21 protein-coding genes are annotated in these 24,137 nt (G+C 44.2%); all 21 read left to right on the top strand.

Annotated elements, in window-relative coordinates:
- Window positions 1–18 precede the first annotated feature (18 nt).
- Complete coding sequence (gene flhA, locus VP98_RS08960; protein WP_046175040.1) at window positions 19–2,055, top strand: flagellar biosynthesis protein FlhA; 2,037 nt, start codon at window positions 19–21, stop codon at window positions 2,053–2,055.
- Complete coding sequence (flhF, locus tag VP98_RS08955; RefSeq protein ID WP_046175039.1) at window positions 2,052–3,158, top strand: flagellar biosynthesis protein FlhF; 1,107 nt, start codon at window positions 2,052–2,054, stop codon at window positions 3,156–3,158. The genes flhA and flhF overlap by 4 nt, the downstream gene beginning before the upstream one ends.
- 5 nt (window positions 3,159–3,163) lie before the next feature.
- Window positions 3,164–4,054: a MinD/ParA family protein gene (locus VP98_RS08950; protein WP_046175038.1), complete on the top strand. Its 891-nt coding sequence runs from the start codon at window positions 3,164–3,166 to the stop codon at window positions 4,052–4,054.
- Window positions 4,051–5,142: a protein-glutamate methylesterase/protein-glutamine glutaminase gene (locus tag VP98_RS08945; RefSeq protein ID WP_082087900.1), complete on the top strand. Its 1,092-nt coding sequence runs from the start codon at window positions 4,051–4,053 to the stop codon at window positions 5,140–5,142. The genes VP98_RS08950 and VP98_RS08945 overlap by 4 nt, the downstream gene beginning before the upstream one ends.
- Window positions 5,143–5,148: 6 nt before the next feature.
- On the top strand, window positions 5,149–7,203 hold the full coding sequence (locus VP98_RS08940; protein ID WP_046175037.1) for a chemotaxis protein CheA: 2,055 nt from the start codon (window positions 5,149–5,151) through the stop codon (window positions 7,201–7,203).
- A 13-nt stretch (window positions 7,204–7,216) separates the two neighbouring features.
- Window positions 7,217–7,654 (top strand): chemotaxis protein CheW, encoded by a 438-nt coding sequence (locus VP98_RS08935; RefSeq protein WP_046175036.1) that lies wholly within the window; start codon window positions 7,217–7,219, stop codon window positions 7,652–7,654.
- A 12-nt stretch (window positions 7,655–7,666) separates the two neighbouring features.
- Window positions 7,667–8,308: a chemotaxis protein CheC gene (locus VP98_RS08930; protein ID WP_046175035.1), complete on the top strand. Its 642-nt coding sequence runs from the start codon at window positions 7,667–7,669 to the stop codon at window positions 8,306–8,308.
- Window positions 8,301–8,798, top strand: a complete 498-nt coding sequence (locus tag VP98_RS08925; protein WP_046175034.1) for a chemotaxis protein CheD — start codon at window positions 8,301–8,303, stop codon at window positions 8,796–8,798. Before VP98_RS08930 ends, VP98_RS08925 begins: the two co-directional genes overlap by 8 nt.
- 113 nt (window positions 8,799–8,911) lie before the next feature.
- Window positions 8,912–9,673, top strand: coding sequence for a FliA/WhiG family RNA polymerase sigma factor (locus VP98_RS08920; protein ID WP_046175033.1), 762 nt, complete (start codon window positions 8,912–8,914; stop codon window positions 9,671–9,673).
- Window positions 9,674–9,700: 27 nt separating this feature from the next.
- Complete coding sequence (locus VP98_RS08915; protein WP_046175032.1) at window positions 9,701–9,997, top strand: hypothetical protein; 297 nt, start codon at window positions 9,701–9,703, stop codon at window positions 9,995–9,997.
- A 9-nt stretch (window positions 9,998–10,006) separates the two neighbouring features.
- The gene (locus tag VP98_RS08910) at window positions 10,007–10,492 is read left to right on the top strand and encodes a hypothetical protein (protein WP_046175031.1); all 486 of its coding nucleotides are present in this window, start codon (window positions 10,007–10,009) and stop codon (window positions 10,490–10,492) included.
- Window positions 10,493–10,640: 148 nt separating this feature from the next.
- Complete coding sequence (gene rpsB / locus VP98_RS08905) at window positions 10,641–11,393, top strand: 30S ribosomal protein S2 (RefSeq protein WP_046175030.1); 753 nt, start codon at window positions 10,641–10,643, stop codon at window positions 11,391–11,393.
- Window positions 11,394–11,503: 110 nt separating this feature from the next.
- Window positions 11,504–12,385: a translation elongation factor Ts gene (gene tsf, locus VP98_RS08900; RefSeq protein WP_046175029.1), complete on the top strand. Its 882-nt coding sequence runs from the start codon at window positions 11,504–11,506 to the stop codon at window positions 12,383–12,385.
- A 91-nt stretch (window positions 12,386–12,476) separates the two neighbouring features.
- The gene (gene pyrH, locus VP98_RS08895) at window positions 12,477–13,199 is read left to right on the top strand and encodes a UMP kinase (RefSeq protein ID WP_046175028.1); all 723 of its coding nucleotides are present in this window, start codon (window positions 12,477–12,479) and stop codon (window positions 13,197–13,199) included.
- Between the two features lie 37 nt (window positions 13,200–13,236).
- Window positions 13,237–13,758, top strand: a complete 522-nt coding sequence (gene frr / locus VP98_RS08890; RefSeq protein WP_407919216.1) for a ribosome recycling factor — start codon at window positions 13,237–13,239, stop codon at window positions 13,756–13,758.
- A gap of 117 nt (window positions 13,759–13,875) precedes the next feature.
- Entirely contained in the window at window positions 13,876–14,637 is a 762-nt protein-coding gene (locus VP98_RS08885) for an isoprenyl transferase (RefSeq protein WP_046175026.1), read from the top strand.
- A 25-nt stretch (window positions 14,638–14,662) separates the two neighbouring features.
- Window positions 14,663–15,451 carry a phosphatidate cytidylyltransferase gene (locus VP98_RS08880; RefSeq protein ID WP_046175025.1) on the top strand — a complete coding sequence of 263 codons (789 nt, stop codon included), beginning with the start codon at window positions 14,663–14,665 and terminating at the stop codon, window positions 15,449–15,451.
- 13 nt (window positions 15,452–15,464) lie between these two features.
- On the top strand, window positions 15,465–16,616 hold the full coding sequence (dxr, locus tag VP98_RS08875; RefSeq protein WP_046175024.1) for a 1-deoxy-D-xylulose-5-phosphate reductoisomerase: 1,152 nt from the start codon (window positions 15,465–15,467) through the stop codon (window positions 16,614–16,616).
- Window positions 16,617–16,659: 43 nt separating this feature from the next.
- Complete coding sequence (gene rseP, locus VP98_RS08870; protein WP_046175023.1) at window positions 16,660–17,916, top strand: RIP metalloprotease RseP; 1,257 nt, start codon at window positions 16,660–16,662, stop codon at window positions 17,914–17,916.
- A gap of 36 nt (window positions 17,917–17,952) precedes the next feature.
- Window positions 17,953–19,659: a proline--tRNA ligase gene (locus tag VP98_RS08865; RefSeq protein ID WP_046175022.1), complete on the top strand. Its 1,707-nt coding sequence runs from the start codon at window positions 17,953–17,955 to the stop codon at window positions 19,657–19,659.
- Window positions 19,660–19,721: 62 nt separating this feature from the next.
- Window positions 19,722–24,035, top strand: coding sequence for a PolC-type DNA polymerase III (locus VP98_RS08860; RefSeq protein ID WP_046175021.1), 4,314 nt, complete (start codon window positions 19,722–19,724; stop codon window positions 24,033–24,035).
- The last annotated feature ends 102 nt before the right edge of the window (window positions 24,036–24,137 follow it).

The following is a 24,137-nucleotide window of genomic DNA, read 5'->3' as shown; positions in this document are numbered from 1 at the left end:
TGGTTGGGAGAGAAAAAAATGAAAGCAAGAGACCTCACGGTTTTACTTAGCGTTATCTTAATAGTGGCCATGCTGATTGTTCCGCTGCCAACATGGCTGTTGAGTGTGCTGATCATCATGAATATTTCTCTTGCGCTTCTCGTTTTGCTTATCTCCATGAACATGAAAGAAGCGCTGGAGTTTTCCGTGTTTCCATCGCTCCTTTTATTGTTGACCCTGTTCCGGCTTGGCCTGAATGTGTCGACAACGCGGTCCATATTAAGTCATGGAGAAGCTGGGGGCGTTGTCGAGACGTTCGGGACGTTTGTAGTTGGCGGAAATGTTATTGTTGGGATCGTTGTATTTATCATTCTTGTTATTATCCAGTTTGTTGTTATTACCAAAGGGGCGGAGCGTGTTTCCGAAGTGGCGGCCCGATTCACGCTTGATGCGATGCCCGGAAAGCAAATGAGTATTGATGCAGACTTAAACGCCGGTATGATTTCCGAGGTGCAGGCCCGTGAGCGCCGGGAGAAGGTCAGCCGAGAAGCTGATTTTTATGGAGCAATGGATGGTGCCACAAAGTTTGTAAAAGGAGATGCCATTGCCGGGATTATCATGGTTATTATTAACCTTATTGTCGGTATTGTAATTGGGATGATGCAGCAGGAACTAGCTTTTAATGAAGCGGCATCACGCTATTCTCTTTTAACAGTAGGGGACGGTATTGTCTCGCAAATACCTGCTCTGCTCATCACCACTGCAACTGGTATTGTTGTTACCCGGGCTGCTTCAAACGGTAATTTGGGAGAAGAGATCACAGGGCAGCTGCTGCGTTACCCATCGATGCTTTATATCGCGGCGGGAACTATTTTTCTATTAGGTCTTGCCACCCCGATTAATGACATTTTAACCATTCCGATTGCAGCAGGCCTGGCTTTCGGCGGTTATATGATTACCCGGTCTCCGAAAGAGGATACGGAGGAACTTCCGCCGTCTGAAGACGAAACAGAAGCGGAAGAGTTAAAAAGCCCTGAATCCGTCGTCAACTTATTAACAGTGGATCCGATTGAATTCGAATTCGGCTATGGCTTAATTCCCCTTGCGGACACGAACCAGGGAGGGGATCTCCTTGACCGTATCGTCATGATAAGGCGCCAGCTTGCACTTGAGATGGGACTGGTTATTCCAGTCGTCCGCATTCGGGATAATATTCAGCTTCAGCCGAATGAATACCGCATGAAAATTAAAGGCAGTGAAGTAGCCGGAGGAGAATTGCTTTTAGATCATTATTTGGCGATGAGCCCGGGCGAGGAAGATGATATGGTGGAAGGAATTGATACAATTGAACCTTCTTTTGGGCTTCCGGCTAAATGGATTACAGAAGATGTAAAAGAACAGGCGGAAATTTTTGGATATACGGTTGTTGACCCGCCAAGTGTTGTTTCAACTCATTTAACAGAAACAATTAAAAAGCATGCGAATGAACTTCTGGGCCGCCAGGAAACACAGCAGCTGATTGATCATTTAAAAGAATCATATCCTATTTTAGTAGACGAGGTTACGCCAAATCCTTTATCGGTTGGCGAAGTACAAAAAGTGCTGGCCAAACTTTTAAAAGAGAATTTATCCATCCGAAATTTGCCAATTATATTCGAAACTCTTGCGGACTATGGCAAAATGACATCGGATACCGATTTGCTGACAGAATATGTCCGGCAGGCACTTGCCCGTCAAATTACAATGCAGTTTGCCGATGAAGGCGGCTCCTTGAATGTTATTACTCTTTCAGGAAGAATTGAAAAGCTGATTGCAGATGGAATCCAGCAAACAGAACATGGAAATTATTTATCAATTGATCCGAATGATTCGCAGCGGATTTTAGAGGCGACAGCCCAGCAGGTTGAGCAGGCTTCATTTATGCAGCAATCACCTGTTATTCTTTGCTCTCCTGCAATCCGCATGTATGTGCGGCAGCTCTTAGAGCGTTATTTCCCGCAAATTCCGGTGCTTTCTTATAACGAACTTGAACCAAGTATAGAAGTACAGAGTACAGGGGTGGTGACAATCGAATGAAGGTGAAAAAATATCGGGCTTCTTCTATGCCGGAGGTTATGAAAAAAGTAAGGGCTGAACTGGGAGCCCAGGCCGTTATTTTACAGTCAAAAACGGTATATACAGGCGGCTTTTTAGGTTTATTTAAGAAAAAGAATATTGAAGTTGTAGCAGCGGCAGACCCTAACGCACGAAATACTCCGGAGGCGCAGGAAAGTGCTCCGCCGCCTCCTGTTCTTCAAAAAACGGCATTAACAGTGCCGTCCGAATTAACAGATGAAATGAATGAGATGAAAAAAATGCTCCGGGATCTGCAAAAATCGGCTTCTCCTTCCGTATATCCAGAGGTAATGAAGCCTGTTATGGACCAGCTGGAAAAGCATCATGTAGCAAAGGAACTCCGGGACCAGACAGCCTCTTATCTGCTTGGTAAATGGAATACAGAAAAAGCTGCAGCAACAGAGGAGCAGTTCCAAGAGTGGGCAGCCGGGTATTTAGAAAACTGTCTGCCGGCTTTGCCATTGAACGGAAAAAAAACAGCGAAGTATTTTTACCTTCTTGGACCGACGGGAGTAGGAAAAACAACGACCATCGCCAAACTGGCCTCTAAGCAGGTATTAGAAGATAATAAAAATGTTGCCTTTATCACGACTGACACATATCGGATTGCAGCAATTGAACAGTTAAAAACATATGCAGGGCTTTTAAATGCTCCGATAAATGTAGCGTATTCTGAAGATGATATGAAACAAGCTGTCGAGGAACTTCAATCGTTTGATGCCGTTTTTATCGACACGGCGGGCCGTAATTATCTACAGGATCAATATGTATCTGATTTAAAGCCCCTGATTATGCACCGCCCGAAAGAGTCAGGTTATTTTCTCGTTTTAAGTGCAGCAGCTAAAGAAGAAGATTTACATGAAATTATCCAGAACTTTTTATCTGTCAAGTTAGATGGTTTCATTTTTACGAAAGTAGATGAGACTAAAACAAAAGGCTTGATTATTAATTTGATGTATACTTATAAAGTTGGTACATCTTACATCACTAATGGTCAAAATGTACCAGACGATTTAATTGAATCATCGAATAAAATTTTAGTAGAAAGCTTATTTAAGGACTGAAAAATATGAATGATCAAGCAGCATTACTACGTCAAAAAATGATGCAGAAGTCATTGAAACAAACGGTTCAAGCCTTTGAACAGGCTAAAACATTAGCGGTTGTAAGCGGGAAAGGCGGCGTTGGCAAAACAAATATTTCAGTTAATTTGGCAATTGGGCTTGCTAAATTAAATAAAAAAGTTTTGCTGTTTGATATGGACATTGGGATGGGTAATATTTATCATTTAATTAATGGCGATGCTTCTTTGTCGATTGTTGATTTTTTTGAAAGAAATCGGTCAATAGATCAATTGGTACAAACCGGTCCTGGCGGAATTTCCTATATACATGGCGGTTCTGCTTTTTCTGAACTGTTTGAGTGGAAGCAGGAGTATAAAGAAAAATGGATGGCAGCTCTTGAAACTCTTTCTACAGAATATGATTTCCTGCTTTTTGATATGGGTGCCGGGGCAAACGCAGCAAGTTTAAATATTCTTGAAGCGGCAGATGAAGTGCTGGCAGTCACTACCCCTGAACCGACAGCGATGACGGATGCCTATTCGATGCTTAAATTTATTTATATGCGTGATCACGAAAAATCTTTTTATTTGATCTGCAATCGGGCTGAGAGTGCAAAAGAAGGCCGGGAAACGGCCAATCGCCTAAAAAGAACCATGGAAACTTTTTTAAATGTAACACCTGTTTTTCTCGGATCTCTGCCGGAAGATGCCTGCGTCAGAAAAGCGGTAAAGATGGGAAGCCCGTTTACTCTCTCTTTTCCGAAAACAAAAGTATCTCTGTCTTTTGAGCAGATTGTTCAAGCGTATGCCGGCGTGCCGGAAAAAAAGACGGAACATGGCCCGCGGTTTATGGACAAGCTTCGCCGCTTTTTCACAGAAAGAGGGGACGCAGAGTGAATTCAAAAAAAATTCTTGTCGTGGACGATTCTGCTTTTATGAGAAAGCTTATCTCCGAATTTTTATCAGAGCATCCTCAGCTGGAAGTCATAGGCTTTGGACGGAACGGCCGGGATGCTGTAAAAAAAGCGCTGGAATTGCAGCCTGATATCATTACCTTGGATATTGAAATGCCGGAAATGGATGGCCTGGAGGCGCTAAAAGAAATTATGGGGAAGCAGCCCTGTGCAGTCATAATGCTGTCAAGCTTAACAAAAGAAGGTTCCGAAACAACATTAAAAGCGATTGAACTTGGGGCTGTGGATTTTATCGCTAAACCATCTGGAACCATTTCATTAGATCTCCATAAAATCAAAGATGTACTTATTGAAAAGGTTCTGGCTGCATCGAAAGCAAATATCAGCATGAGACCGGTTTTGTCAGAAAAGCCTGTGCCCGTTCAGCCGCCTGCTGACAGCCATCACCCGGCAGGCAGCCCGATATTTTCCCAGGGGCATGGCAAAAAGATGGACAAGCTCGTTTTAATTGCTACTTCAACAGGCGGTCCTCGTGCGCTGCAGCATGTGGTAACAAAGCTGCCACGGGCACTTCCGGCACCCGTTGTAGTTGTGCAGCACATGCCGCCGGGGTTTACAAAGTCTCTCTCCGAACGACTAAACACACTGTCTGAAATTCACGTGAAAGAAGGAGAAGACGGAGAAATTTTGCAGAAAGGCACTGTTTATATTGCTCCTGGCGGAAAACACCTGCGTTTAAAAAAAGCCGGGACATCGACTGTGATAGCGCTTGACGAATCGGCTCCTGAAGGAGGGCATCGGCCTGCTGCTAACACCACTTTCCGTTCAGCAGCGGAAATTCAAGGTCTTGAAAAAGTAGCTGTTGTTATGACAGGCATGGGATCAGATGGAGCAGAAGGGCTTGTTAAGCTAAAGGAAACGGGCTCTGTAAAGGCGATTGCCGAAGCGAAAGAAACATGTGTTGTATACGGGATGCCAAAAGCGGCCGTTGCGACTCATCTTGTCGATGATGTAGTACCGGTCGACGAAATTGCTTCAGCTATTGTTAAGCACGTATACAATAAGAGGTGAACATGGATGGATACAAATCAATATTTAGAAATTTTTATTGACGAAAGCAAAGAACACCTTCAAGCAATGAGCGAACATTTACTTGAACTTGAGAAAGACCCGGGCAATACAGCTATTGTAAATGAAATTTTTCGTTCAGCCCATACATTAAAAGGCATGTCCGCCACAATGGGCTATGAAGATCTGGCTAATTTAACGCACAAACTTGAAAACGTACTCGATGCCATTCGAAATCAACAAATCTCTGTTACAGTCGCGATTATGGATATCGTTTTTTCTTCCGTTGATGATCTTGAAGCGATGGTAGAGGATATTTCGTCTGGTGGTGATGGGAAGCGTGATGTATCTGCTATTGTAGAGCAGCTTCTGCTCATTGAACAGGGAGAAGCCGCCGCAGCAGTGGAGGCGCCGGAAGCACCAAAAGCTCCGCCGGCAGACTTTCCGGAAAATAACTTTCAATATGATGAATTTGAATGGACGGTTATTGAGCAGTCGAAAGAGCAGGGGTTTACTTGCTGGGAGCTGGCTGTTTCGCTTAGAGCAGACTGTGTATTAAAAGCAGCCCGCGTGTTTATGGTATTTGAAGTGCTTGAAAAATGCGGGGAAGTCATTAAATCTATTCCATCCTCAGAGCAGCTGGAGGAAGAAAAATTCGATGAAATCTTCACAGTGACGTTAATTACAAAAGAACCGATAGAAGACGTTCAAGAAAAAGTGAAAAAAGTTTCCGAAGTAGAACAGGTTCACGCTAAAGAAATTGTTGCAGCAAAAGGGGAGACAGGTGAAAAATCTGCCCCGGCTCCAGTGCCGGCTGTTTCTGCCATCCAGCCAGCTGATTCAAAAGAAGAGGGCAAAGCCATCCAGCCGGTTAAAGCAGAGCAAAATGAAAAAAAAGCAGCCAAGCCGTCAGCATCCAATAAAACAATCCGCGTAAATATTGAGCGGCTCGATATTCTAATGAATTTATTTGAAGAGCTCGTTATTGACCGCGGACGCCTTGAATCTATCTCTACTGAATTAAATCACAGCGAGTTAAACGAAACCGTTGAACGCATGTCGCGTATTTCAGGAGATCTGCAAAATATTATTTTAAATATGCGAATGGTTCCGGTAGAAACTGTTTTTAACCGTTTTCCAAAATTGGTCCGCCAATTGTCAAGAGATTTAAATAAACAAATCAACCTGGAAATTATCGGGGCAGAGACGGAGCTGGATCGCACAGTTATTGATGAAATTGGCGACCCGCTCGTTCATTTGATCCGGAATGCAGGGGATCATGGAATCGAGATGCCGGAAGTTCGTCTTTCAAAAGGCAAGCCGGCTGAAGGGACCATTAAGCTGAAAGCGTACCATAGCGGCAACCACGTATTTATCGAAATCGAAGACGACGGCGCGGGAATCAATAAAGACCGTGTTCTTCAAAAAGCGCTTGATAAAGGGATTGTAACAGAAGAGCAGGCGTTAGGAATGACAGACCGCCAAATCTTTGAACTGATTATGGCGTCTGGTTTCTCAACAGCTGAAGTGATTTCTGATTTATCCGGCCGCGGTGTAGGGCTGGATGTTGTGAAAACAACTATTGAATCGCTGGGCGGCTCTATTACGATCGATTCTCAAGAAGGAGCAGGCTCGATTTTCTCTATCCAGCTTCCGCTAACATTGTCAATTATTTCTGTTATGCTTGTTGAAGTGGAGAAAGAAAAATACGCTATTCCTTTGTCGTCTATTATTGAAACGGCGATCGTTAAAAAAGAAGATATTATGAATGCGCATAACCAGCAGGTCATTGATTTCCGTGGAAAGGTAGTTCCGCTTTTATTTTTAGAGGATATTTTCTCAGTGCCGCATGAAGAAGAGGATGACCGCTTTTACTCTGTTGTTCTTGTCCGCAAAGGCGAAAAGATGGCTGGATTAGTGGTAGATTCCTTTATCGGACAGCAGGAAGTAGTGCTTAAATCGCTCGGAAACTATTTATCAAATGTTTTTGCGATCTCCGGTGCGACTATACTCGGAGACGGACAAGTAGCGCTGATTGTAGATTGCAATGCGCTGATCAAATAAGGAGGTGCACAAAGTGAGTGAAATACATGCATCCGAAACAGTAAAAGTGATTGCTTTTCAACTGATCGACAAGGAGTATGCACTTCCGGTTCATCAGGTTTACTCGATTGAAAAACTAATGCATATTACCCGTGTGCCCGGCACAGTTCCGTTTGTTAAAGGAGTTATTAATTTGCGCGGCGTAGTAACACCAATTATTGATCTGCGCAGCCGATTTGGCCTGTCAGATGAACAATACGACGATTCAACTCGTATTATCATCGCCGCTCTTGATGATATTGAGGTCGGGCTGATTGTTGACGGGGCAAATGATGTGCTGGATATTCCACTGGAGGCTATTGAGCCTCAGCCCGAGGTGGTAGGCTCACTTGGAGATGAATATATAACCGGAGTAGCCAAGCTGGACAGAAGGCTTCTTATTATGCTGAGCCTGCAGAAGATCTTTAAATAAAGGCGGCGGAATATGAACTATATCGATAAAATCCAGCCCATTCACCTTGATATTCTAAAAGAAGTCGGCAATATAGGAGCCGGTCATGCAGCCACTTCGCTCTCGACACTTTTAAACCGAAAAATTGACATGAAAGTGCCGAGCGTGCGGATTGTTCCTTTTGCGGAGATGATGGAATTAACAGGCGGATCAGAAAAAGAAGTCGTCAGTGTCAGTCTTTCCATTGAAGGAGAAGCAGGCGGCAATATGTTTTTTATGCTGGCTGTTGAAGAAGCTGACCGGTTCATTCAAAAGTTAATGAGCGATGAGTCCTTTACTTTTTACGACCGTCATAGCCACAGCATCGGCTTCTCTGCCATGCAGGAAATGGGAAACATTTTGTCTGGCTCTTATTTATCGGCGCTGGGTGATTTCACACAGCTAAAGCTGCAGCCATCCGTACCGGAGCTTGCTGTTGATATGTTTGGCGCTATTATCAGCTACGGGCTGCTTGAGATTTCACAATACAGTGATTATACCATTGTGATCGATACGCTCTTAACTGAAATGGATGAAGGAGACGGGGAAGTAGTAAAAGGCCACTTTTTTCTGCTTTTGTCCCCGGATTCTTTTCCGGTTTTATTTGAGGCACTTGGAGCGGGCTATAATGAATAAGACAGGAGAAATTGTTAAAGTCGGTATTGCGGATATGAATATTGTAAAACCGCCTGATGTAATTAGAACTTCTGGTCTTGGTTCATGTGTGGGTGTTGTTCTTTATGATGAGTCAACCCGGATTGCCGGAATGGTTCATGTGATGCTTCCGAATTCAGGTCTTGCCAGAGAGAACATAAAAAACAAAGCGAAATTTGCGGATACTGGCATCCGGGCACTTGTCAGCGAACTTGAAAAGCGCGGCGCACGGACCATTCGGTTAAAAGCGAAAATTGCGGGCGGAGCTCAAATGTTTCAATTTAAATCCGGTTCTGATTTAATGAAAATCGGGCCCAGAAATGTAGAAGCTGTGAAAGAACAGCTGCAGGCTGCTCGCATTCCTATTTTGTCAGAAGATACGGGCGGCAGCAGCGGCCGGACGATTGAGTTTGATCCGTCCACTTTTCTGCTTCATATTCGAACAGTTAATAAAGGTGAGCAAACGATTTAATTAAGCAGCGGCTGCGTCCCGCTGCTTTTTTGTGTAGACTGTTGGCAAAAAGGGTACTTTTCTTTAGAATAAAGGAAAGACTTGCAACGTGCTACGCCGGGAGGAGAGATTAGATGGCAAAACAAATGCCCCAGGATGAGCAGAAACTATGGGAAAGGTGGAAAGAAGAGCAAAATCCAGAAGACGGAGATGCACTGGTTGCCCGTTATATGCCGCTTGTTACGTTCCATTGCCGCCGTATCAGTGCAGCCCTTCCCAAAACAGTGAGCAGAGAAGAAGTGGCCAGCTATGGAATGAGCGGCCTTTATGATGCCCTTCTTAAATTTGAGCCGTCGCGCGACTTGAAATTTGATACATACGCTTCTTTCCGTATTCGCGGCGCTATTTTGGACGGTCTTCGAAAAGAGGACTGGCTCCCAAGAGCCGCAAGGGAAAAATCAAAGAAAATTGAAGCTGCTTCCTCGAAGCTGGAACAAAAGTATTTACGGGCTGTAACACCGGAGGAAGTGGCGGAAGAGCTGGGGCTTACTGTTGAGGATGTCCAGGACACGATGGCTGAACATTTTTTTGCTCATGTTTTATCGGTGGATGAGCAAATGCAGGATCAGGATCAGCCTGAAGGAACCGGTTTTGTACTAAAAGACCAGCAAATGAGAACACCCGAGGAAGAAGTGGTAAAGCAGGAGCAAATTGAAGAGCTGTCTGCTCAAATCAAAAAGCTCACGGAGAAAGAGCAGCTTGTTATTGATCTTTTTTATAAAGAAGAACTTACATTAACAGAGATTGGCGAAGTTCTGGATCTTTCCACATCACGTATCTCACAAATTCATTCCAAAGCGCTGTTTAAATTAAAGCAGCAGCTGCTAAAAAAATAAACGGACATTCAGATTGAGGTGCTGAATATGGACTTTAAATCGGTTGAAATGCAGGTCGCCCTTCCAAGAACTTTCGATGCAGCTAAAAGCTTTCACGATCATCAGCAAACCGCCCAGGCCACTCAGTATCATGCACAAGCAGAAACGGAAAAAAAAGCCGAATGGCGGCAAAAAGCGGTTGAAGAAAGCGGCGACCTTGCTAAAACAGGCGAGAGAGGGCATGAACAACAGCAGAGTAAACACCAGCAGCAAAAAAAGAAACAGCAAGAGAAGACATATGCTGCTCACCCTTATAAAGGGCAGCAAATTGACTTTAGCGGATGAGAGGGACGTATGACAACATTTTTAATTACTATTTCTTTTTTAATTCATGCTATAAGTTTATTTGCCTTGATTCTTCTTTTTCAGCGGCAGAATAAGACGAATCATTTGGAAAAAGAAATGAAGCGGACCGCCGAAGAAATGGAAGAGATGATGTCCGCATTTTTAATGGAAATAAAAGAGGAAAATGAACAGCTTATTGCTGATTTATCAAAAACGGCTCCTGCTAAAAAAGCGCCGTCTCCTTTAGCGGCAGAATATGAGGAAAAGGAGATGCCGCTGCCATTGCCACAGTATCCAGCACGTAAAGCTGCCGTGCAGGCATATGCCGGTACAAAGCATGCCGGCACAAAAGTGAAAAAGCCGGAAGATATGCCGCCTGCAGTGCGAATGGCTGATATGAAAAAGCAGGGAATGACGGATGAAGAAATAGCTAAAGCACTTCGTATCGGTATAACAGAAGTGAAGCTTGCGTTTAAATTTAATAAAGACGAATAAAATAGTTGCGAACCAATAATGAGTATGGTATAGTAACTAACGGTGTTAATACACACGCCTTTTGATTCGCCAGCTGGTGCCGTCTTCGATGGAGGCTGGTGAAAACGAGAAAGGCGGAGGAAATCTAACCAAACAGGAGGAAATAGTAATGTCAGTAATTTCAATGAAGCAATTGCTTGAAGCAGGCGTTCACTTCGGCCACCAAACTCGCCGCTGGAACCCGAAAATGAAAAAATACATCTTCCAGGAGCGTAACGGGATCTACATTATCGATCTTCAAAAAACGGTTCGCAAAGTGGAAGAAGCGTATAAATTTGTAAGAGAAGTTGCCGGTGACGGCGGGAAAGTATTGTTTGTTGGTACAAAAAAACAAGCACAGGATTCTGTGAAAGAAGAAGCAGAACGTTCAGGTATGTACTATGTAAACCAGCGCTGGCTGGGTGGTACGCTTACTAACTTCTCAACAATTCAAAAGCGTGTACAACGTTTGAAAAACATTGAAAAAATGCAGGAAGACGGTACATTTGAAGTGCTTCCAAAGAAAGAAGTTGTTCAGCTTAAAAAAGAGCATGAACGTCTTGTGAAATTCCTTGGCGGTATCCGTGATATGAAAGGCCTTCCTGATGCGCTATTCATTATCGATCCGCGTAAAGAGCGCATTGCTGTTGCAGAAGCACGTAAATTGAACATCCCAATCGTTGGTATCGTTGATACAAACTGCGATCCGGATGAAATCGATTATGTAATCCCGGCAAACGATGACGCGATTCGCGCTGTTAAACTTTTAACAGGTAAAATGGCTGACGCGGTCCTTGAAGCAAAACAAGGCGAAGAAATCGCTGAAGAGGAAGTTCAAGAAGAAGTACAGCAAGCTGAAACAGCAGAAGCTGCAGCAGAGTAATCAAACAGATAAAGGTGATAAGAGGGATAATTCTTATCACCTTTTTTTAAAGACATGAAAGATATAAAACCGCAAAAAGCGGCCTTACATATTTAAAGGAGGAACCCATAATGGCTATTACTGCACAAATGGTAAAAGAACTTCGTGAAAAAACAGGCGCAGGCATGATGGACTGCAAAAAAGCCCTTGTTGAAACAGATGGTAATTTAGATCAGGCGATCGATTACCTTCGTGAAAAAGGAATCGCAAAAGCTGCGAAAAAATCGGACCGTATCGCTGCAGAAGGTACAACATTTATCGCCAGCGAAGGCAACACAGCTGTAATCCTTGAAGTAAATGCCGAAACAGATTTCGTAGCAAAAAATGAAAACTTCCAAACACTTGTAAAAGAAATCGCTGCTCATTTATTGGCTAAAAAGCCTGCTTCAGTTGAAGAAGCGCTGGCTCAAACAATGGAAAATGGCAAAACGGTTGACACATACATCAGTGAGGCTATTTCAAAAATCGGGGAAAAAATCACGCTTCGCCGTTTTGAAGTGCGTACAAAAGGTGATAATGCAGCATTTGGTGAGTACCTCCACATGGGCGGGCGCATTGGTGTATTAGCAATGGTTGAAGGCACAACAGACGCATCGGCTGCAAAAGACGTTGCGATGCATGCAGCTGCATTAAATCCTAAATATGTTTCACGTGATCAGGTATCAGAAGAAGAAGTAGAACGCGAGCGTAAAGTTTTAACAGAGCAAGCGTTAAACGAAGGCAAACCTGAAAATATTGTGGCAAAAATGGTTGAAGGCCGTCTTGGCAAGTTCTTTGAAGAAGTATGCATTTTGGACCAGAGCTTTGTTAAAGATCCTGATCAGAAAGTTCGCCAATTCCTTGAGTCTAAAGGAGCAACATTAACGGAATTTGTTCGCTATGAAGTAGGCGAAGGACTTGAAAAACGCCAGGATAACTTTGCAGAAGAAGTTATGAGCCAGGTGAAAAAATAATAATTCCGTATCCGCCGGCCGGAAAGGAATAAGTGAAATCCCTTACCGCTTTTGGTGAGGGATTTCATGTACATTACAGATGGAGGTTTACATGAGCCAGCCAAAGTATAAACGTGTCGTATTAAAATTAAGTGGTGAAGCTTTAGCAGGAGAAGCAGGGTTTGGGATTAACCCAACTGTGATTCAATCTGTAGCTGAACAAGTAAAAGAAGTAAGTGAACTGGATGTTGAAGTAGCAGTCGTTGTTGGCGGCGGCAACATCTGGCGCGGTAAAATCGGCAGTGAAATGGGGATGGACCGCGCGACAGCAGACTATATGGGAATGCTGGCAACCGTAATGAATTCAATGGCCTTACAGGACAGCCTGGAACAGCTTGGCATTGAAACCCGGGTCCAGACTTCCATTGAAATGCGCCAGATTGCTGAGCCATACATTCGCCGGCGTGCGATTCGTCATTTAGAAAAAGGCCGTGTAGTTATTTTTGCGGCAGGCACAGGAAACCCTTATTTCTCAACAGATACTACAGCGGCATTGCGCGCTGCTGAAATCGAAGCAGAAGTAATCCTGATGGCGAAAAATAATGTCGATGGCGTTTACAGCGCAGATCCAAAAGTGGATAAAGATGCTGTGAAATATGCAGAATTGTCTTACCTTGACGTTATTAAGGAAGGTCTTGCTGTAATGGATTCAACAGCTTCTTCATTATGCATGGATAATGATATTCCGCTGGTCGTTTTTTCTATAATGGAAAAAGGCAATATAAAACGTGTAGTACTTGGTGAAAATATTGGAACAACGGTGAGGGGGAAATAAGGTGTCTCAAGAAATTATCAGTCAGTCTAAAGAAAGAATGGAAAAAGCAATTGGAGCATTTAACCGGGAGCTTGCTTCCATCCGTGCCGGACGGGCGAGTGCGAACGTGCTGGATCGGATTACCATTGATTACTATGGAGCACCTACGCCGATTAATCAGCTTGCTTCTATTAATATTCCAGAAGCACGTTTGCTTGTCATTACTCCTTATGATAAATCGTCTATGGGGGATATCGAGAAAGCGATTTTAAAGTCGGATCTTGGGTTGACGCCTTCAAATGATGGCTCTGTGATCCGCTTAAATTTCCCTGCTTTAACAGAAGAGCGGCGTAAAGAGCTGGCGAAGCTTGTCAAAAAAGAAGCAGAAGACGCAAAAGTAGCGATCCGCAACATTCGCCGCGACACAAACGATGATTTAAAGAAAAGCGAGAAAAACGGCGACTTGACTGAAGATGATCTTCGAGGTTACACAGAAGACGTACAAAAACAAACGGATGCCTATATCCGAAAGGTAGACGAGATTGCCAAAGAAAAAGAACAAGAGATCTTGGAAGTGTAAAAAGCAAACCCTCTTGCTGGCAGGAGGGTTTCTTTTTTTGGATTTTATCGCTCTCATTACTACGAATTCAGCATGTGTGGTAAAATAGGTTGGAAGAAGCGATATGGGGGATTTTTTATGGCGCATAAACAGTGGTTCTGGCAAACAAAAAATACAGGGGATGTTACAATTTCAAAAGAAGGCATTCCCGTACACATTGCCATTATTATGGATGGAAACGGCCGCTGGGCAAAAAAAAGAGCACTGCCCCGTATTGCCGGCCATAATGAAGGAATGAAAACCGTTCGAGAAATTACTCGTTCTGCAAGCCAGCTTGGAGTCAAAGTATTGACTCTTTATGCGTTTTCAACGGAAAATTGGAAGCGTCCAAAGCTGGAGGTTGACTTTTTAATGAAGCTGCCAGAGGAATTTCTTTCAACGTTCTTGCCTGAATTAATAGAAGAAAATGTTCGTGTGGAAATGATTGGCGATATAGAACAACTGCCAAAACATACACAAAGAGCTGTTCAAAATGCAATGGAGCAGACTGCCGACAACGATGGGCTTATTCTTAATTTTGCATTGAATTATGGCAGCCGCACAGAACTTGTTCAAGCAATACGAGCGGTTGTAAAAGATGTAAAAGACGGGGCATTGTCAGAGCAGGAGATAACGGATGCCACAATCTCCCGCTATTTAATGACAAGCCATTTGCCGGAACCGGATTTACTTATTCGAACAAGCGGCGAGCACCGGCTGAGCAATTTTATGCTCTGGCAGCTGGCTTATACAGAATTTTTCTTTACGGACGTTTTATGGCCTGATTTTTCAGAGAAGCATTTGATTGAAGCAATTGCTTCCTATCAGAAGAGATCCAGGCGGTTTGGCGGTTTGTCGTAATGGAATGGGTGGGAGATTAACTGAGATGAAACAACGACTCGTTACAGGGATTATCGCGGCAGCTGCGTTTCTGCCAATCGTGCTGATTGGCGGCCTGCCGTTTATCCTTCTTGTTTATATCATGAGCGCAGCTGCTGTTGCAGAAGCATTAAAAATGAAAAAAATTGCTGTTTTTTCAACGGCGGGCTTTTTGTCTATTCTTCTTTCTTTCGTTATGCTTATTCCGGAAGAGAGAGCAGGCGAGTGGCAGCTGCTCGGGTTTGGAAAGCTGGAGCTTCTGCTTTTATTTGTTTTGCTCTTTTTAGTAAATACGGTTATTACCAAAAACCGTTTTACATTTGAAGACGCGGCCTATTGTGTATTGCTGCCTTTATATATTGGCTTTGGCTTTTCTTATTTAATTGAAACAAGAGAAGCAGGAATTGCCTTTGTCTTTTTTGCTTTGTTTATAACATGGGCTTCGGACTCAGGCGCGTATTTTGTCGGGCGCTCGTTTGGTAAAAGAAAACTGTGGCCTGAAATCAGCCCAAATAAAACTGTGGCCGGTTTTTACGGAGGTATTGCTTCGGCGACCCTTGTGGCCGGCGCTTTTCTGTTTGTCATAGACTTTCCTGCACCTGCTGTATGGGTCCTGGCTGCTGCAACTGTCCTTTCTATTGCCGGGCAAATTGGTGATCTGGCTGAATCGGCTTTAAAACGCCACTACAATGTTAAAGATTCCGGCACCCTGCTGCCGGGCCACGGAGGCATTCTAGACCGTACAGACAGCTGGCTGTTTGTTTTTCCACTGCTGCATATGCTTCAATTATTGTAAGGGGATGAACGTATTGAAAACGATTAGTTTGTTAGGAGCGACTGGTTCTATTGGAGTGCAGACGCTCGATATTATCCGCAAGCATCCGGAGTCTTTCCGATTAGCCGCTTTTTCTGCCGGTCGAAATGAAGGAGCAGCTGAAGCGATGATCCGCGAGTTCGAGCCCGAGGTCGTCTCGGTCATAGAAAAAGACGCGGCAGAACGCCTGCAGTCAAATTTTCCAAATACCCGGGTTTTTTTCGGAGAAGAAGGACTCAAGGCAGTAGCTGTTCATGAACTGGCAGATACACTTGTCAATGCGGTAATTGGCAGTGTCGGCCTGAAGCCGACACTAGAAGCAATTGATGCAGGGAAAAACATTGCCATTGCCAACAAAGAAACACTGGTGACCGCCGGCCATATTGTGACGACGGCGGCTAAAAAAGCCGGTGTGCACCTGCTGCCGGTAGACAGCGAGCATTCAGCTATTTTTCAAAGCTTACAGGGAGAGAAAGAAAAAAACATAAGCCGCCTTATATTAACTGCCTCAGGCGGAAGCTTTCGTGATAAAAAGCGGGAAGAATTAAAGCGGGTGACAGTAGAAGAAACATTGAACCATCCAAATTGGTCAATGGGCGCGAAAATTACAGTGGATTCTGCTACAATGATGAATAAGGGACTTGAAGTAATCGAAGCACACTGGCTGTTTCATTTGCCGTATGACCAGATCGACGTAATCCAGCATCGGGAAAGCATTATTCATTCAATGGTAGAATTTCAAGACCGCTCGGTAATCGCGCAGCTTGGTTCTCCTGATATGCGTGTACCGATTCAATATGCATTAACCTGGCCAGACCGGCTGCCGCTGCCTGATACAAAAGTGCTGAATCTGGCGGAAATAGGACGCCTTCATTTTGAGGAAATGGATTTTAAACGATACCGTATGCTCTATCTTGCTTATGAGGCAGGAAAAATAGGCGGAACAATGCCAGCAGTAATGAATGCGGCAAATGAAGCAGCTGTTGCTGCTTTTCTAGACCGAAAGCTTTCTTTTCTTGGAATTGAGGAAGCAGTCGAACGAGCCATGGAGCGTCATATGCCAATTCAATCCCCGGGATTAGAGGCCATTTTAGAAGCAGATACGCAGGCTAGAGAAACCGTAAGCTCACTTTTATCTCGTATTTAGCGGGTAAAAGATCACTTTATTATAAAAAGGTGGTTAGAAACATTTGAATACCGTCATAGCGTTTATCGTTATATTTGGATCGCTGGTCTTTTTCCATGAGCTGGGCCATTTTATATTTGCCAGACGAGCAGGCATTTTGTGCCGTGAATTTGCGATCGGTTTCGGGCCGAAAGTGTTTTCCCACAAAAAAGGAGAAACTGTATGGACAATTCGGCTGCTGCCGCTTGGCGGTTATGTCCGGATGGCAGGTGAAGATCCAGAAACAACCGAATTAAAAGCGGGACAGCGAATTGGAGTTGTATTTAATGAAAACGAAGAAGCGGTCAATCTTATTATAAATGGGAGAGACCGGTTTAAAGATGCCAGAGTCATCGAGATTGAACGGGCCGACCTTGAGCATGGCCTGACTATAAGCGGCTATGAAGAAGGAGAAGAAGAATTAAAAACATACCCTGTCCATCGTGAGGCCCTTATAACCGAAGACCAATTAAGTATACAGATAGCGCCATATGACCGCCAATTTAATTCTAAAACCCTTCTCCAGCGGGCAATGGCTATTTTTGCGGGACCGTTGTTTAACTTTATTCTGGCATTTATCGTTTTTGTAGTGCTGGCGATGATTCAAGGGATTCCAACAAATGAGCCGGAGCTTGGAGAAGTGATTGATGAAGGGGCAGCGGTTGAAGCCGGCTTAAAAGAAGGGGACCGTGTTGTTTCAATTGACGGTGAAAACATGGCTTCCTGGGATGAAATTGTGAAAGTGATCCAGGAAAATCCCGGAGAAGAACTTACTTTTATCGTTGACCGTGAGGGAGAGCAATTAACAGTTCCGGTCACGCCTTCCGCAGAAGAAGCCGAAGGAAAAACATTTGGCCGGATTGGCGTATACAGTCCATTTGAACATTCAATTATTGGGTCATTTACGTATGGAGCCAAAGACGTATACAATTGGACCAAGCTTATTTTTGAGCTTCTTGGCACAATTGTAACCGGCCAGTTTTCCCTTGATATGCTGTCGGGTCCTGTTGGTATCTACGTATCAACGGACACAGTCGCCCAGTCCGGTATTTTTAATCTGGCAAAATGGGCAGGTGTGTTAAGTATTAATCTGGGAATTATGAACCTGCTGCCGCTTCCGGCTCTTGATGGCGGACGCCTTATGTTCTTCCTGTATGAAGCGGTGCGGGGAAAACCGGTAGACCGCCAGATGGAAGGCATGGTGCATTTTGTCGGCTTTGCGTTACTTATGCTGTTAATGATCGTAGTAACATGGAACGACATTCAGCGTTTCTTTTTATAATTATTTTTATTCCAATTTTAGTCGAGGTGCGATTGAATGAAACAAAGCAGAACCTTAATTCCAACAATGCGGGAAGTGCCGGCTGATGCAGAAGTAAAAAGCCATCAGCTGCTTCTCCGTGCCGGTTTTATTCGGCAAAATGCAAGCGGTGTTTACAGCTACCTGCCGCTTGGAAAAAAAATGCTTCGCCATGTAGAAGAGATTATCCGTGAAGAAATGGATGATGCCGGAGCCGTAGAACTTCTTATGCCTGCGCTGCAGCAGGCGGAACTCTGGCAGGAATCCGGCCGCTGGCAAACATATGGACCGGAATTGATGCGTTTAAAAGACCGCCATTCACGGGAATTCGCCCTCGGCGCAACCCATGAGGAAGTGATTACATCACTGATTCGTGATGAAATTAAATCATATAAGCGTCTGCCATTGACCCTGTATCAAATTCAAACAAAATTCCGGGATGAAAAACGGCCTCGTTTCGGCCTTCTGCGCGGCCGTGAATTTATCATGAAGGATGCTTATTCTTTCCATTCTTCACAGGAGAGCCTGGACGAAGTATACGATCGGTTATTTACTGCGTATTCGAATATATTCCGCCGCTGCGGATTAAACTTCCGCGCAGTCATTGCCGATTCTGGCGCTATGGGCGGTAAAGATACACATGAATTTATGGTACTTTCTGAGATTGGTGAAGACACGATTGCGTACTCCGATGTTTCAGATTATGCAGCCAATGTTGAAATGGCGCCTGTCGTAACTGTTTATGAAAAAAGCGATGAGGAGCAAAAAGCGCTTGAAAAAGTGGAAACACCGGATTCAAAAACAATTGAAGCTGTAGGCAAATTCTTGAATGTTTCTGCACAGCAATGTATTAAAACACTCGTTTTTAAAGTAGATGAAGATCTTGTGGTTGTACTGGCTCGAGGTGATCATGAAATCAACGATATTAAGCTGAAAAACAGCTTAAATGCGAAAACAGTCGAAATGGCTTCAGAGGAAGAAGCAAACAAATTATTTGGAGCTTCCTTTGGATCGCTTGGACCGGTCGGGCTTCCTGCTGATGTGAAAGTATTAGCTGACAATGCGGTTCAATCGATGGTGAACATTGTATGCGGCGCAAATGAAGATGGCTGGCATTATACAAATGCTAATGCAGGGCGCGATTTCCAGGTAACTGAATTTGCCGACCTGCGTTTTATTCTAGAAGGCGATCCGTCCCCTGATGGAAACGGGCATATCCAATTTGCCAAGGGAATTGAAGTAGGGCATATTTTCAAATTAGGCACACGTTATAGTGAAGCGATGAACGCTGTTTATTTAGATGAAAACGGCCGTACACAGCCAATGATCATGGGCTGTTATGGCATTGGAGTTTCCCGGATTGTAGCGGCCATGGCAGAAGAGTTTAATGATGAAAAAGGCTTTGTCTGGCCGGTGAATCTGGCTCCATTCGATGTCCATGTTATTCCGGTAAACGTAAAAGATAATGATCAAGTCAAAGCAGCCGATGAGATTTATAACGCATTGCGGTCTGCCGGCATGACTGCTCTTCTGGACGATCGTGCCGAACGGGCCGGCGTTAAATTTACAGACAGTGATTTAATCGGCCTGCCTGTTCGTGTCACTGCTGGAAAAAAAGCAGCTGAAGGCATCGTTGAGGTGAAAGTCCGCAAAACAGGCGAAGTAATTGAGTCGCCGGTGAGTGAAATTGTGCAAGTTGTGCGTAACTTGCAAGCTGCACTTTAAAAAGAAAAAAGGATGACCGGCCTGTGCCGTTCATCCTTTTCTGTGTAAGGGGAGGAAAGGAAATGAATGGAGATGCATCAAGCGGACGCAGCCGGTTTTTAATTTTACTTGATCAGCTGCGTCTGACAGAAGATGCCGTTGTGCGCCATTTTGACCGAACAGAAATAAAAAAATTAACCGTATTAAAGCAGGAGAAAAAGTGGCATTTTGTTTTTTCAGCACCGTCACTGATCCCGGCAAGTGTATTGATGAGATTTGCGGATGCGCTGACTGGAACGTTTTCTTCTTTTGCATTCGTAACATTTTCAATCGAAACAGAGGATCGGACTTGTACACCTGAGCATGTAACAGACTACTGGCCTTACTGTATCCGCCAGCTTGATGGAATTGCGCCTCCAATCCTGGCTGCCTTAAATGGACAAAAGCCTGATGTTTCTGGCACAAAGCTTATCATTAAATCCAATAATGAAATGGAAGGCATGGCGCTGAAAAATAAATACGGACGCCGGATTTGCGACATTTACGAAAGTCTTGGCTTTCCGCCATTAACGTTTGATATTCAGGTGTCTGAAAACAGGCAGTCTGAAGAATACGAAAAGTTTTTGGAAGAAAAACGAAAAGAAGATACAGAGCGCGCAAGACAGGCTGTTATTGACATGCAGAACCGGGCGAAAGAACAGGAAGGCGCTCCCGAAGATTCAGGACCTGTTACGATTGGTTATACAATTAAAGAGGATGCCGAGTTTAAAAAGCTGGAAGAAATTATTGATGAAGAACGCCGAATTGCATCAGAAGGATATATTTTTGACGCGGAAACAAAAGAGCTGCGCAGCGGCCGGACATTGCTTACATTTAAAATCACCGATTATACTGATTCCCTCATGGTCAAGATGTTTTCCCGGGATAAAGAGGATGCAGCCATGTTTAACCGGGTGAAAAAAGGTATGTGGGTTCGCGTGCGCGGTTCCGTTCAAAACGATACATTTGTCCGCGATCTTGTCATGATTGCCAATGATATTAATGAAATTCGGCCGCCGATGAGAGAAGATACAGCGGAGGAAAAACGGGTGGAACTGCATCTTCATTCCCCGATGAGCCAAATGGACGCCGTGTCCTCTGTCAGTGCTTTGATTGCCCAGGCGAAAAAGTGGGGACATTCCGCTATGGCAATTACGGATCATGCGGTCGCACAATCATTCCCTGAAGCATACAGTGCCGGTAAAAAAAATGGCGTAAAAATTTTATACGGAGTGGAAGCAAATCTTGTTGATGACGGTGTTCCGATTGCCTACGAGGATGCAGACCGGGAACTGGCAACGGATACGTATGTTGTATTTGACGTTGAGACAACCGGGCTTTCCGCTGTTTATGATACAATTATTGAATTGGCCGCAGTAAAAATTAAAGATGGCGAAATCATTGACCGCTTTGAACGGTTTGCTAATCCTCACCAGCCGCTTTCCGCTACAATTATTGAATTGACAGGAATAACAGACGATATGCTGGTCGATGCGCCAGAGGCAGAGGAAGTACTAAAAGACTTTAAAGAATGGTCAGGGGAGGCAATACTGGTTGCCCACAATGCATCGTTCGATATGGGATTTATTCAAACTGGCTATGAGAAATACAATATCGGCCGTGCAGGCAACCCTGTTATCGATACTCTTGAGCTGGCCCGCCTGCTGTATCCGGATATGAAAAACCACCGGCTGAATACGTTGGCGAAAAAATTCGACGTAGAATTAACGCAGCATCACCGTGCGATTTATGATACGGAAGCAACCGGATATATATTGCTGAAGCTGTTAAAAGAGGCCGAGGCAAAAGGAATTAAAAAGCACAACGAGTTTAATAATTATATGGGAGAAGGAGGAGCTTATAAACGGGCCCGCCCTTATCATTGCACTCTTCTCGCCCAAAATGCAGAAGGGCTGAAAAATTTATTTAAACTCGTTTCCCTTTCGCATATTAATTACTTTTACCGGGTGCCGCGCATTCCCCGGTCTGTTTTGCAAAAGCACCGGAAAGGCCTGTTGATTGGCTCAGGGTGCAATAAAGGGGAAGTATTTGAAGCGATGATGCAAAAAGGAATGGATGAAGCGCGAAAAGCGGCCGAGTTTTATGATTATCTGGAAGTACAGCCAAACGCTGTCTACGCGCCGCTCATTGAAATGGAACTTGTGCGCGATGAAGCAGGGCTCCATGACATCGTTCAAAATATAGTTGCGCTTGGAGAGGAGCAGGACAAATTAGTTGCTGCAACAGGAAATGTTCACTATTTAAACAAAGAGGATAAAGTATACCGCCATATTTTAATTTCTTCAATGGGCGGAGCCAATCCGTTGAACCGGCAGACGCTTCCGGATGTTCATTTCCGTACAACCAATGAAATGCTTGAGGCGTTTTCATTTTTAGGAAAAGAAAAAGCACACGAAATTGTCGTGGAAAATACAAATAAAATCGCCGGCATGATTGAAGAAGTAAAGCCGATTAAAGACGACCTTTATACGCCGAAGATTGAAGGCGCCGATGAGGAAATGCGGGAGATGAGTTACGGCATGGCCCGCAGTATATACGGGGAAGAACTTCCGGAGATTGTAGAAGCCCGTCTTGAAAAAGAATTAAAAAGCATTATCGGCCACGGGTTTGCGGTTATTTATTTGATTTCACATAAACTCGTGAAAAAGTCGCTTGATGATGGCTATCTTGTCGGCTCGCGTGGATCTGTCGGTTCTTCTTTTGTGGCAACCATGACAGAAATTACCGAGGTAAATCCGCTGCCTCCGCATTACGTCTGTCCGTCCTGCAAAAAATCGGAGTTTTTTGATGACGGTTCAGTAGGCTCGGGATTTGACCTGCCGGATAAAGACTGCCCGGATTGCGATATTCCTTATAAAAAAGACGGTCACGATATTCCGTTTGAAACATTCCTTGGCTTTAAAGGAGATAAAGTACCGGATATTGACTTGAACTTTTCTGGTGAGTATCAGCCGCGTGCCCATAACTATACAAAAGAACTGTTTGGAGAAGATTATGTATTCCGGGCGGGAACGATTGGCACAGTAGCCGAAAAAACGGCTTATGGCTACGTGAAAAAATATGCAGAGGAATATACGAAGCAGTACCGCAGTGCGGAAGTAGACCGGCTTGTATCGGGCTGTACAGGTGTCAAGAGAACGACGGGCCAGCACCCGGGCGGTATTATTGTTGTGCCGGATTACATGGATATTTACGATTTTTCGCCGATTCAGTATCCAGCAGATTCCGATAAATCCGAATGGAAAACGACTCACTTTGACTTTCATTCCATTCACGATAATTTGCTTAAGCTTGATATTCTTGGGCACGATGATCCGACCGTGATCCGGATGCTGCAGGATTTATCAGGAATCGATCCAAAAACGATCCCAACGGACGATCCGGAAGTAATGAAAATTTTCAGCGGTACTGAATCGCTTGGTGTGACTGAGGAACAAATTATGTGCAAGACTGGTACGCTTGGTATCCCGGAATTTGGTACGCGATTTGTACGGCAGATGCTTGAGGAAACAAAGCCGACCACTTTCTCAGAGCTTGTTCAAATTTCAGGTCTTTCACATGGAACGGATGTGTGGCTTGGCAATGCACAGGAGCTGATTCAAAAAGGGATCTGCCAGCTGTCCGATGTAATTGGCTGCCGGGACGATATTATGGTTTACTTGATTTATCAGGGGCTGGATCCCGCCTTTGCTTTTAAAATTATGGAGTCGGTCCGTAAAGGAAAAGGCTTATCAGAAGAAATGGAAGAGGAAATGCGCAAAAATGAAGTACCGGAGTGGTATATTGATTCCTGTAAAAAGATCAAGTATATGTTCCCGAAAGCACACGCAGCTGCTTATGTGCTAATGGCCGTCCGCATTGCTTATTTTAAAGTGCATCTGCCACTCCTTTATTATGCTGCTTATTTTACCGTCCGGGCGGAAGACTTCGATATTGATGTAATGTCAAAGGGCTCTTCGGCAATAAAAGCTCTTCTGCAGGAAATCAATGCAAAAGGGCTGGACGCGTCGCCAAAAGAAAAAAACCTGATGACAGTGCTTGAACTCGCTCTTGAAATGGTGGAACGGGGCTTTACCTTTAAAAAAGTCGACTTATACCGTTCGAGTGCAGATGAATTTGTCATTGACGGGAACTCGCTTATTCCCCCGTTCAATGCACTGCCTGGGCTTGGAACAAATGCCGCAAAAAACATTGTTGCATCACGGGCGGATGGTGAATTCCTATCAAAAGAAGATTTACAGCAGCGCGGGAAAGTATCCAAAACCATTATGGAGTACTTAGAAAAAATGGGCTGCCTGGACGCACTGCCTGATCAAAACCAGCTGTCGTTGTTTTGATGCGTGTTTGCAAAAAAGGGCCGTTTATGCTATTCTTGAAAATGGAAATTGCATGATAACTCTCTTCGAAAGAGTGGGCCACCCCCACTCTTTCGTGTTTGT

Source organism: Domibacillus indicus, assembly GCF_000970685.1.
Taxonomy (GTDB): domain Bacteria; phylum Bacillota; class Bacilli; order Bacillales; family Domibacillaceae; genus Domibacillus; species Domibacillus indicus.
The sequence above is the reverse complement of the archived record's forward strand: the minus strand, read 5'-3'. Positions and strand labels throughout refer to the sequence as shown.

Coding starts and splice junctions, on each gene's coding strand:
- pyrH (WP_046175028.1), top strand. CDS start 12,477: ATGAGCCAGCCAAAGTATAAACGTGTCGTATTAAAATTAAGTGGTGAA.
- frr (WP_407919216.1), top strand. CDS start 13,237: ATGGAAAAAGCAATTGGAGCATTTAACCGGGAGCTTGCTTCCATCCGT.
- flhF (WP_046175039.1), top strand. CDS start 2,052: ATGAAGGTGAAAAAATATCGGGCTTCTTCTATGCCGGAGGTTATGAAA.
- VP98_RS08910 (WP_046175031.1), top strand. CDS start 10,007: ATGACAACATTTTTAATTACTATTTCTTTTTTAATTCATGCTATAAGT.
- flhA (WP_046175040.1), top strand. CDS start 19: ATGAAAGCAAGAGACCTCACGGTTTTACTTAGCGTTATCTTAATAGTG.
- VP98_RS08940 (WP_046175037.1), top strand. CDS start 5,149: ATGGATACAAATCAATATTTAGAAATTTTTATTGACGAAAGCAAAGAA.
- VP98_RS08880 (WP_046175025.1), top strand. CDS start 14,663: ATGAAACAACGACTCGTTACAGGGATTATCGCGGCAGCTGCGTTTCTG.
- tsf (WP_046175029.1), top strand. CDS start 11,504: ATGGCTATTACTGCACAAATGGTAAAAGAACTTCGTGAAAAAACAGGC.
- VP98_RS08925 (WP_046175034.1), top strand. CDS start 8,301: ATGAATAAGACAGGAGAAATTGTTAAAGTCGGTATTGCGGATATGAAT.
- VP98_RS08930 (WP_046175035.1), top strand. CDS start 7,667: ATGAACTATATCGATAAAATCCAGCCCATTCACCTTGATATTCTAAAA.
- VP98_RS08885 (WP_046175026.1), top strand. CDS start 13,876: ATGGCGCATAAACAGTGGTTCTGGCAAACAAAAAATACAGGGGATGTT.
- VP98_RS08920 (WP_046175033.1), top strand. CDS start 8,912: ATGGCAAAACAAATGCCCCAGGATGAGCAGAAACTATGGGAAAGGTGG.
- VP98_RS08950 (WP_046175038.1), top strand. CDS start 3,164: ATGAATGATCAAGCAGCATTACTACGTCAAAAAATGATGCAGAAGTCA.
- VP98_RS08915 (WP_046175032.1), top strand. CDS start 9,701: ATGGACTTTAAATCGGTTGAAATGCAGGTCGCCCTTCCAAGAACTTTC.
- VP98_RS08865 (WP_046175022.1), top strand. CDS start 17,953: ATGAAACAAAGCAGAACCTTAATTCCAACAATGCGGGAAGTGCCGGCT.
- rpsB (WP_046175030.1), top strand. CDS start 10,641: ATGTCAGTAATTTCAATGAAGCAATTGCTTGAAGCAGGCGTTCACTTC.
- VP98_RS08860 (WP_046175021.1), top strand. CDS start 19,722: ATGAATGGAGATGCATCAAGCGGACGCAGCCGGTTTTTAATTTTACTT.